The organism is Pseudomonadota bacterium, from assembly GCA_034189865.1.
Classification (GTDB): domain Bacteria; phylum Pseudomonadota; class Gammaproteobacteria; order UBA5335; family UBA5335; genus JAXHTV01.
In genome coordinates, this window is record JAXHTV010000027.1 from 25,930 (window position 1) to 33,266 (window position 7,337).

A 7,337-nucleotide genomic window follows, 5' to 3' on the forward strand; every position below is an offset into this window, starting at 1 on the left:
GGACATTGCGGCGAACAGGCGTGGTGGCTGCTGTCATCCAGGTGATTTCCCTTGACCCGCATTACGCCGCTTCTGTCGGCTGACGGGTATCAACGGACTGGCTAGTTCGGCACGGAAGCACTCCACCGACGCCCCCCTCAACTAAGCCGGCCCAAGGATTGACCGCGCCATAATCTCAACTCCTCCGATCACCGCAAACCCAATGCCGATCGACAGTGACTGCAAAATCTTACCTTCCGCCCATTCGGCCAATTTGCGACGGGGTGACTCCCAGTTTTTTGGGAATAAGGTCTCAAGTTTCCGTGAATCGCAATTTTTTGCGGGAATGACATACTCCTAGGTGCTTGTATTTATTGGTTTTACGAAGTTGGCACAACCCATGCGAAAGGGCTGACACGCAACAGGAGCGGTCAGTTGGCACGTGGCGATGCGACCGGCGCATCAGTGAACGCGCTGTGCCGCGCCAATGACTCCGCTCCTGACGCGACCCACGATCAGCAATCAAGCCATCCAACAATCGGAAAACCAGGAGTCAATCATGAATGCCTTCACGAAAACGCTGGGCACCGTCGCCACACTGGCCGCCGCTGTCTCGACCGCACTCGCCGCCCTACCCAATCCGGGCATGGAGATCGAAAAGGGAAGAACGGCGCTGGTCGTCACCGATCCGCAGAACGACTTTCTGAGCCCCGATGGCGTCACTTGGGGCGTGGTGGGCAAAAACGTCGAAGCCAACAACACGGTGAAGAACATCGAGACGCTGTTTAAATCGGCCAAGGCCAACGACATCCCGGTGTTCGTCTCGCCGCACTACTACTACCCGCACGACCATGAGTGGAAGTTCGAAGGCGCACTGGAAACGCTGATGCACAAGATCGGGATGTTCGACCGCAAAGGCCCCGTAAACGTGGACGGACTCGAAGGTTCCGGCGCCGATTGGCTGGCGCAATACAAACCCTACATCGAGGATGGGAAAACGGTCGTATCCAGTCCGCACAAGGTCTACGGACCCGAGACCAATGATCTGGTTCTTCAGCTGCGAAAGCGTGGAATCGACAAGGTCATACTCGCGGGGATGTCCGCCAATCTTTGCACGGAATCCCACATGCGCGAGCTGGTAGAACAGGGTTTTGAAGTGGCGGTGGTCAAAGACGCAACTGCCGCGGCCCAAGTCGAGGAAGGTGACGGCTACGCCGCCGCACTCATTAACTTCCGCTTTATCGCCAACACGGTATGGACAACCGAAGACGCCAACAAGGCGATGGCGGGCACGAAATAAGCGATGGCGCGGGATGCCCGGACTCGGGGTCGGCATGGACCCTTCCGGGTATCCCACCCTCAACGCCAATGGTTCGCAACCCCCGGCTGAAAGACGACCCGTGCGGCGCGGCAGGCCGGTTCGTATTTAGGTAAACCGATACGCTTGTCGTCCACCGCTGGGACACCGGCAGGCCCGGTGCACGCGCCCTTGCAACGCGCCGGACAACCCCGTATTTACGAACGTAATCCCTTCACCAGCAACCAGGAACAAAACGCAAGCTCCGCGACCAACGGAATGACATAGGCGGGCTGCACGATTGAGACATCGCCGGGACCGGCGAACCGAATGAAGCTGCCCGCCAAATACACCATCCCGGCGGCGATCAATCCGTAGCCAAGCATGCTCGGGAGGTATCCGGACCGGCGCACAAGTGAACCGACGATCAAGCTCGAAATCCCAAAGAACAGCAAACCGAGGTCATAGCCGTGGCTGTGAATCTCCAGAAACAGCAACGCCAGGGAATGGAGTTCTTGGGGTGTAAAGACGGCCCTGTAGGTCTCTCCACTGAGGAGCAGAACCGCTGCGTAGTACAAAAGCAGGTTGAAGCCCAACACCGCGGCCTGGATCAACCGGAAAGCCGCGGCCGCCATTGACGCCATCTGGTTCACCGGCTTGAGCAGAACATACAGCAGCACAGCAACGGCAACGTCGCTCAGCAGCATGATCGAGTCGGCGACAAAACCGAGACGGAACCACCCCGCCGCGCCCAGGATATTGGCGGCGGTGGCATCGGCATCTAACGGTACGACCAGCCTACCCCGCACGCCAAGCTCCGCGAAGAGGCCGAATACGATAATGATCAAGTACAACCATCCCGTGAGTCGGGCGTAAGCAATCGGCGGCGTTTTGTCAGCCTTCATTGCCTTGTTCCATTTTCGTTAGCTCATGCGCTAACTGTCCGGCGGAGCAGCCCTGCGGGCCATACGGACGAACCTTGATCCATTCGCGGGTTGCCGCGCTCGTCATCGACTTCATGCCGGTTCAGATTGGGTGGGCGGGCGCGTGCACGCTGTCATGCCCCACAGCATGACGACGATGCCGGTGGCGATCAGTGCGGCGCTGGGCAGGAACGCGGGCAACGCCGGCTCGGCCAGCAAGACCATGGCAATCGGAACACCGAATACGGCACTGACGCCGCCCATGAGGCTGAGAAACACCGGCCCACCCGCTTTCTGCAGCACGAAGAGCAACAGAAACTGGCCTGCGAACACGACCGCTTGCACCGAGATCAGCGCGAACGCATAGGGACTTTCTGTCGGGATGCTGAGCGACCAACCCGGTAGCAATGAAAACAGCCCGAGGATGGCGATCGCTCCCACCAGCATGCCGGGGGCCAGGGATTCCGCACTCGCGCCTGGCGGCCAGCGCCGCGTCCGATACAGGTTGCCAACCGAAAGCAATACCGGCCCGAGTAAGGCCAGCGCAATCCAGAACCGATCGGTACCGGGCGCCGCCCATTGCCGGATGACCAACAAGGCAGTGCCGGAAAGCGCCAGGACCACACCCGTCGCCCGCCACCAGCAAAACCGCTCCATCCGCATCACCAGCGCACCGACATAGGTCAACAGCGGCGGCAGCGAAAACATCAGGGCGATGAAGCTGACGCCCAGATGGGGCACGGCATTGAAGAAAATGAGATTCGAACCGGCGGTAGACAGAAACCCGGCAATCACAAAGTACTCAACAGAACGCCGGTTCAGCTTGGCGGTTTGGCCTCGGAGGTAGGCGGCGGCCGTGAGCAGCAGCGCGGAACCGACCAATGACCAAGTCAGATAGGCCAACGGCGCGATGCCCACCCCATCGGCCACTTTAGCGAGGTTCGTTGACACCCCGAGCAGTCCTCCGGCGCCCAGCAGCGCTGCAACCGCCACAGACAAGGGAGGCCGGCGTATCGGCTGTTCGAGATGGCGTGATCGAGCGCCGCTCATCGCTCGCCCCCTGCGGTCGACGCCCTGATGGGCATCGCAATCGGGCGAATGGGTGCCGCGTCCGACCCACGAAGCTTCAGCGAACCGCCGATGAAGGCGAATTCATAGACCTGATCGCGTGACAAATCCTCGAGGTAGACGAGCTCAATGATCGGTGCGCCTTGCTCGGCGAGAAGATAGGTATGGACCGGCACGTAGTCGGTTTCTAACTCCGAAGGGAACGCCTCGAAGCTCAGGTTGTCCGCACCAACGGCCATGGCACCGCGCTCCTCAACGAGGAATCGTGCCGCAGCCATGCCCAATCCCGGCGGATTCGCCATATAGGCTTGGGCGTCTTCGTAGAGTTTCATCCGCCCCGTGCGGATCAACGCCACGTCGCCTTCACGCAGCTCGGTGTGCTGCGTTGTCAAAGCCTCCACCAGATCATCGCGTGTGATCCGATAGCCGTCGGGCAGCATCTCCAGGCCTTTTGCCGCGGCGACGTCGATCAGCACGCCTCGCGCCACGAGCGGGGGTATCTTTTCGGCACCGGCCACCTGCCAGCCGCGATCACCGAGATGCGCTTGCGCACGGAACCCATTCCAGATACGTCCGTTCAAACCGAAGTGAACGAGCGCGTCGATATGCGTGCCCATGTGCGTGTACATGGAAATCGCCGCACCGGTGTAACTGACATGCTCGTTCATCGTAGCGCCCACGCGTAGGGGGTCGTCGACCACGGTGCCGTGCGGCGTGTGGGTCATCCAAATCCGATAGTGTGGATCGCCCGCAGCCTGCCAACTCGGCATGCCGATAAAGTAGTCGACCGCCAAGTCATAGACTTCACCACCCGATATCCGGGAGAGAATGGCGCCGCGCGACGCCTCGGTGATCAGATTCAGCCGACCGATCTCGTCGTCCGGACCCCAAGGACTTTTACCGACGGTCCGCTCGGCGCCGCTTGCCGGCAGCGCCAATACCGCCAGCGAAGCGCCCGTGACGATCAGTTGCGAAAGTGCGTGTTTCATTGTCGGTCTCCCGGGGTTGGTGCCATGGTCAATAAGCGGTGGTGAATCGGGTTTGGTGATGCTTGGGCGACTCGGCTTCGTCCAGGAGCACCACCGCCAGATCCTCAATGGAAATCTCCGAGTGACCTGCGCTATCAAGCAGAAGTTCGTCGGTACCCAAGCGATAGTTCCCAGTACGCAGGCCGGGAAACAGGCGTGCCGGTGGACTCAAATAGACCCAGTCCACGCGGGTTTCCGCGAGACAAACCTGCAACTGAGCCAAGCTGGCCTCACCGATTGAGCGAGTGGCCGGGGAAAGGAATCTCGGATCATCGAGCACCGTCCGTCCGGTAGTACCCGGCACCGACAGACTCGCAGCGCCACCCACGATCAATAACCGCACACCGGTGCGGGCCAGTCCGTCCATGAGCGTGCCGGTCGTAGCGGCGACTTCGTCACGATTGCTCGTTGCCGACCGCGTGGCGTTGACCACCGCATCTTTGCCGTGGCTGAGCCGGACCACGTCATCGATGTTGGCCGCATCCCCGACATGGGCAATGGCACCGGCGGGCAACTCATCGAAGCGGGCCGGGTCACGAACGACCGCAGTGACTTCGTGCCCACGTGACAGTGCTTCGCTGACAACCCGGCGTCCGACGTTCCCGGCCGCTCCGAATACCGTGATTCGCATGAATCAAACTCCTTACGCTTCTGTTCAGGCTTGGTTTTTCCACTGAAGAACCCAGTCAGCACCGGGTTTTCTGTCGTTCCACACAAGATACTCAGCATTGGCGATTTAATAATCGGGTTCAACGGAATAAGATTGTTCACGAATATTCACTAATGGCGGGAACGATGAACTCACTGACCGACATCGCGGTATTCACCCAAGTGGTCGATAGCGGAAGTTTCACCGCCGCGGCGGAAGCGCTCTCGCTATCGAAATCGGTGGTCAGCAAATACGTCACCCGACTCGAAGACCGCTTAGGCGCGCGGCTTCTGAATCGCACAACGCGACGCCTGAGCCTCACCGAGGTGGGCAGAGCCTTTTATGAGCGGAGTCGCCGAGCGCTACACGAAATTGAGGAGGCGGAAGCCGAGATTTCCCGGCTGCAGGGTGAGCCGAGAGGAACGCTTAGGCTCAATACGCCGATGTCCTTCGGTATCTTGCACGTGGCGCCCGCACTGCCGGATTTCCTTCGTCAATACCCCGAAGTTTCGATTGACATGAACCTCGACGATCGCAAGGTGGACGTGATCGAGGAAGGGTTCGATCTTTCGGTTCGGATCTCCGAACTCCCGGATTCCTCATTGGTGGCGCGACGGCTGGGGCCCTGTCGTCATGCCGTGGTGGCTGCGCCGGCGTATCTTGAGCAGCACGGCACACCGACCTCGCCGGACGAACTGCAGCACCACAACGTCATCACCTATCGCCATCAGGAAGCCGCCCGCAACTGGCATTTCCGGGCACCGGATGGCACCCCGGTTTCCGTGCCGGTGTCGGGTTCGGTGCAGACGAACAACAGCCTCGCATTGCGCGAAGCGCTACTCGGCGGGGTGGGCATCACGCGTACGCCCACCTTCGCCGTGGGCCAAGACATTCAAGCGGGGCGCTTGCGACCACTCCTGGTCAATTACCAGACGCTGGAGCTTTCCATTTTCCTCGTGTACCCACAACGCCGGCATCTCTCACCGAAAGTGCGCGCATTCGTGGACTTTTTCGCCGAACGGATTTCAAACACACCCGACTGGGATCAGCCAAGCGAGTAATCGATGCGATAATCAGACGCGGGGATTGGATATTCATCGCACGCGTCGCACATCGCCACATCAGCGGATGTGGGCGCGGGCGTTGGTTAGCGAAGCAACAGGGTGGGGATGCGTGATGAGCGCAGCAAATCGGAGGTTTTACTGCCAAACAGCGCGCTGCGCAGCGGCGAATGGTTGTAGGCGCCCATCACCAGAATGTCGATCTGGCGGTCGATAATCGACTGGCCAATAATCCGTTCCGCGTCACCCGGTAGGAGCTCCACGGTGGGTGAAAATCCGGCGGACGAGAGCCTTTCTTCCGCCCACTCCAGCTGCCTGGTGGAATCGGTCTTCTTCCTGCCGGACATCAGAATGTGAATGGGCAGGTCGCGGAACAGCGGGCTGGTGGCGATGCGTTCGATGCCGCGCCGGGCGGTCATGCCGCCGTCGAAGGCGACCATGATGTTTCGCGGCGGCTGGAATGGCTCGGTAACCGCCAGGATAGGACGGCGCAACGAGCGAACAACGCGCTCGACGTTACGTCCCAGGTCGCGTTGGGTTGCCTCAGCGGAGCGGCCACGCCGGCCCAGCACGATCAGCCGTACGCTCGGCTCCAAGTCCACCAGCGTTTCCGCCAGCTCGCCGTGACGTTGGCGGACATCCACCCACGGGGCGCCGGCCACGATGGCCCGTTCCCGCAACCGGTTCAGAAAGATGCGACCCTGTTCACGGGCCGCCTTGCTGCGCGCTTCATCCTCATCGGAGAGCTGGCTTAACAGTTTTTGCCGGGCATTGAAGCCGATGGCGCCGCTGTGGTCATCGCTGTCACTCAGCTCCGGGTGGCGGTTGATCACGTGGAGCAGTTCCATCGGCGCATTCATACGCTGTGCTGCCCAGGCGGCATAGTCAGCCACATGGTCGGCAAATTTTGACTGGTCCACACAGGCCAGTACGCGGTTTTCGCTGTTCATAGTCACGGCTCCCATGCTGGCTAGTGACCCATCAGCCGTTCGACCGCATCCGGTTTATCGTGGACGGCAAAGCGATCCACCATGGTGGCACTGGCCTCATTCAGGCCGATGACCTCCACCGCTGCGCCTTCGCGGCGGAACTTGACCACCACCTTATCCAGGGCGCTGATGGCGGTGATGTCCCAGAAGTGGGCACGACTCACATCGATGCGGACTTTTTCGATCACTTCGCGAAAATCGAAAGCCCGGACAAAGGATTCGGCGGAGGCAAAAAAGACCTGTCCGGTGATCCGGTAGGCACGGGTGCGCCCTTCGTCCTCGGCCATCGAAGCGACATGCAGCACCTGCCCCACCTTGTGGGCGAAGAAAAACCCGGACAGCA

The 7,337-nt window shown here is 60.5% G+C and carries 8 protein-coding genes; 2 read left to right on the top strand and 6 right to left on the bottom strand.

Going from position 1 to position 7,337, the window contains the following annotated elements; all coding sequences use genetic code 11:
* The first annotated feature begins 538 nt into the window (after positions 1–538).
* Positions 539–1,279, top strand: a complete 741-nt coding sequence (locus SVU69_11295) for a cysteine hydrolase (protein MDY6943578.1) — start codon at positions 539–541, stop codon at positions 1,277–1,279.
* Between the two features lie 215 nt (positions 1,280–1,494).
* On the opposite strand, the gene SVU69_11300 is transcribed toward SVU69_11295, so the two are convergent.
* The 4 genes from SVU69_11300 to SVU69_11315 form a co-directional block, all read right to left on the bottom strand.
* Positions 1,495–2,181, bottom strand: coding sequence for a DUF4386 domain-containing protein (locus SVU69_11300; GenBank protein MDY6943579.1), 687 nt, complete (start codon positions 2,179–2,181; stop codon positions 1,495–1,497).
* A gap of 111 nt (positions 2,182–2,292) precedes the next feature.
* Entirely contained in the window at positions 2,293–3,249 is a 957-nt protein-coding gene (locus SVU69_11305) for a DMT family transporter (GenBank protein MDY6943580.1), read from the bottom strand.
* Positions 3,246–4,256, bottom strand: coding sequence for a cyclase family protein (locus tag SVU69_11310; protein ID MDY6943581.1), 1,011 nt, complete (start codon positions 4,254–4,256; stop codon positions 3,246–3,248). The genes SVU69_11305 and SVU69_11310 overlap by 4 nt, the downstream gene beginning before the upstream one ends.
* A 28-nt stretch (positions 4,257–4,284) precedes the next feature.
* Positions 4,285–4,926 carry an NAD(P)H-binding protein gene (locus tag SVU69_11315; GenBank protein ID MDY6943582.1) on the bottom strand — a complete coding sequence of 214 codons (642 nt, stop codon included), beginning with the start codon at positions 4,924–4,926 and terminating at the stop codon, positions 4,285–4,287.
* Positions 4,927–5,090: 164 nt separating this feature from the next.
* Between SVU69_11315 and SVU69_11320 the strand changes: the two genes are divergently transcribed.
* Positions 5,091–6,005, top strand: a complete 915-nt coding sequence (locus SVU69_11320) for a LysR family transcriptional regulator (protein ID MDY6943583.1) — start codon at positions 5,091–5,093, stop codon at positions 6,003–6,005.
* A gap of 86 nt (positions 6,006–6,091) precedes the next feature.
* Here the strand turns inward: SVU69_11320 and SVU69_11325 are convergent, their stop codons facing one another.
* Together SVU69_11325 and SVU69_11330 are read right to left on the bottom strand one after the other, a co-directional pair.
* The gene (locus SVU69_11325) at positions 6,092–6,955 is read right to left on the bottom strand and encodes a universal stress protein (protein MDY6943584.1); all 864 of its coding nucleotides are present in this window, start codon (positions 6,953–6,955) and stop codon (positions 6,092–6,094) included.
* A 20-nt stretch (positions 6,956–6,975) separates the two neighbouring features.
* The coding region (locus SVU69_11330; protein ID MDY6943585.1) for an STAS domain-containing protein at positions 6,976–7,337 on the bottom strand (362 nt) is incomplete at its 5' end.

Coding starts and splice junctions, on each gene's coding strand:
- SVU69_11295 (MDY6943578.1), top strand. CDS start 539: ATGAATGCCTTCACGAAAACGCTGGGCACCGTCGCCACACTGGCCGCC.
- SVU69_11300 (MDY6943579.1), bottom strand. CDS start 2,181: ATGAAGGCTGACAAAACGCCGCCGATTGCTTACGCCCGACTCACGGGA.
- SVU69_11305 (MDY6943580.1), bottom strand. CDS start 3,249: ATGAGCGGCGCTCGATCACGCCATCTCGAACAGCCGATACGCCGGCCT.
- SVU69_11310 (MDY6943581.1), bottom strand. CDS start 4,256: ATGAAACACGCACTTTCGCAACTGATCGTCACGGGCGCTTCGCTGGCG.
- SVU69_11315 (MDY6943582.1), bottom strand. CDS start 4,926: ATGCGAATCACGGTATTCGGAGCGGCCGGGAACGTCGGACGCCGGGTT.
- SVU69_11320 (MDY6943583.1), top strand. CDS start 5,091: ATGAACTCACTGACCGACATCGCGGTATTCACCCAAGTGGTCGATAGC.
- SVU69_11325 (MDY6943584.1), bottom strand. CDS start 6,955: ATGAACAGCGAAAACCGCGTACTGGCCTGTGTGGACCAGTCAAAATTT.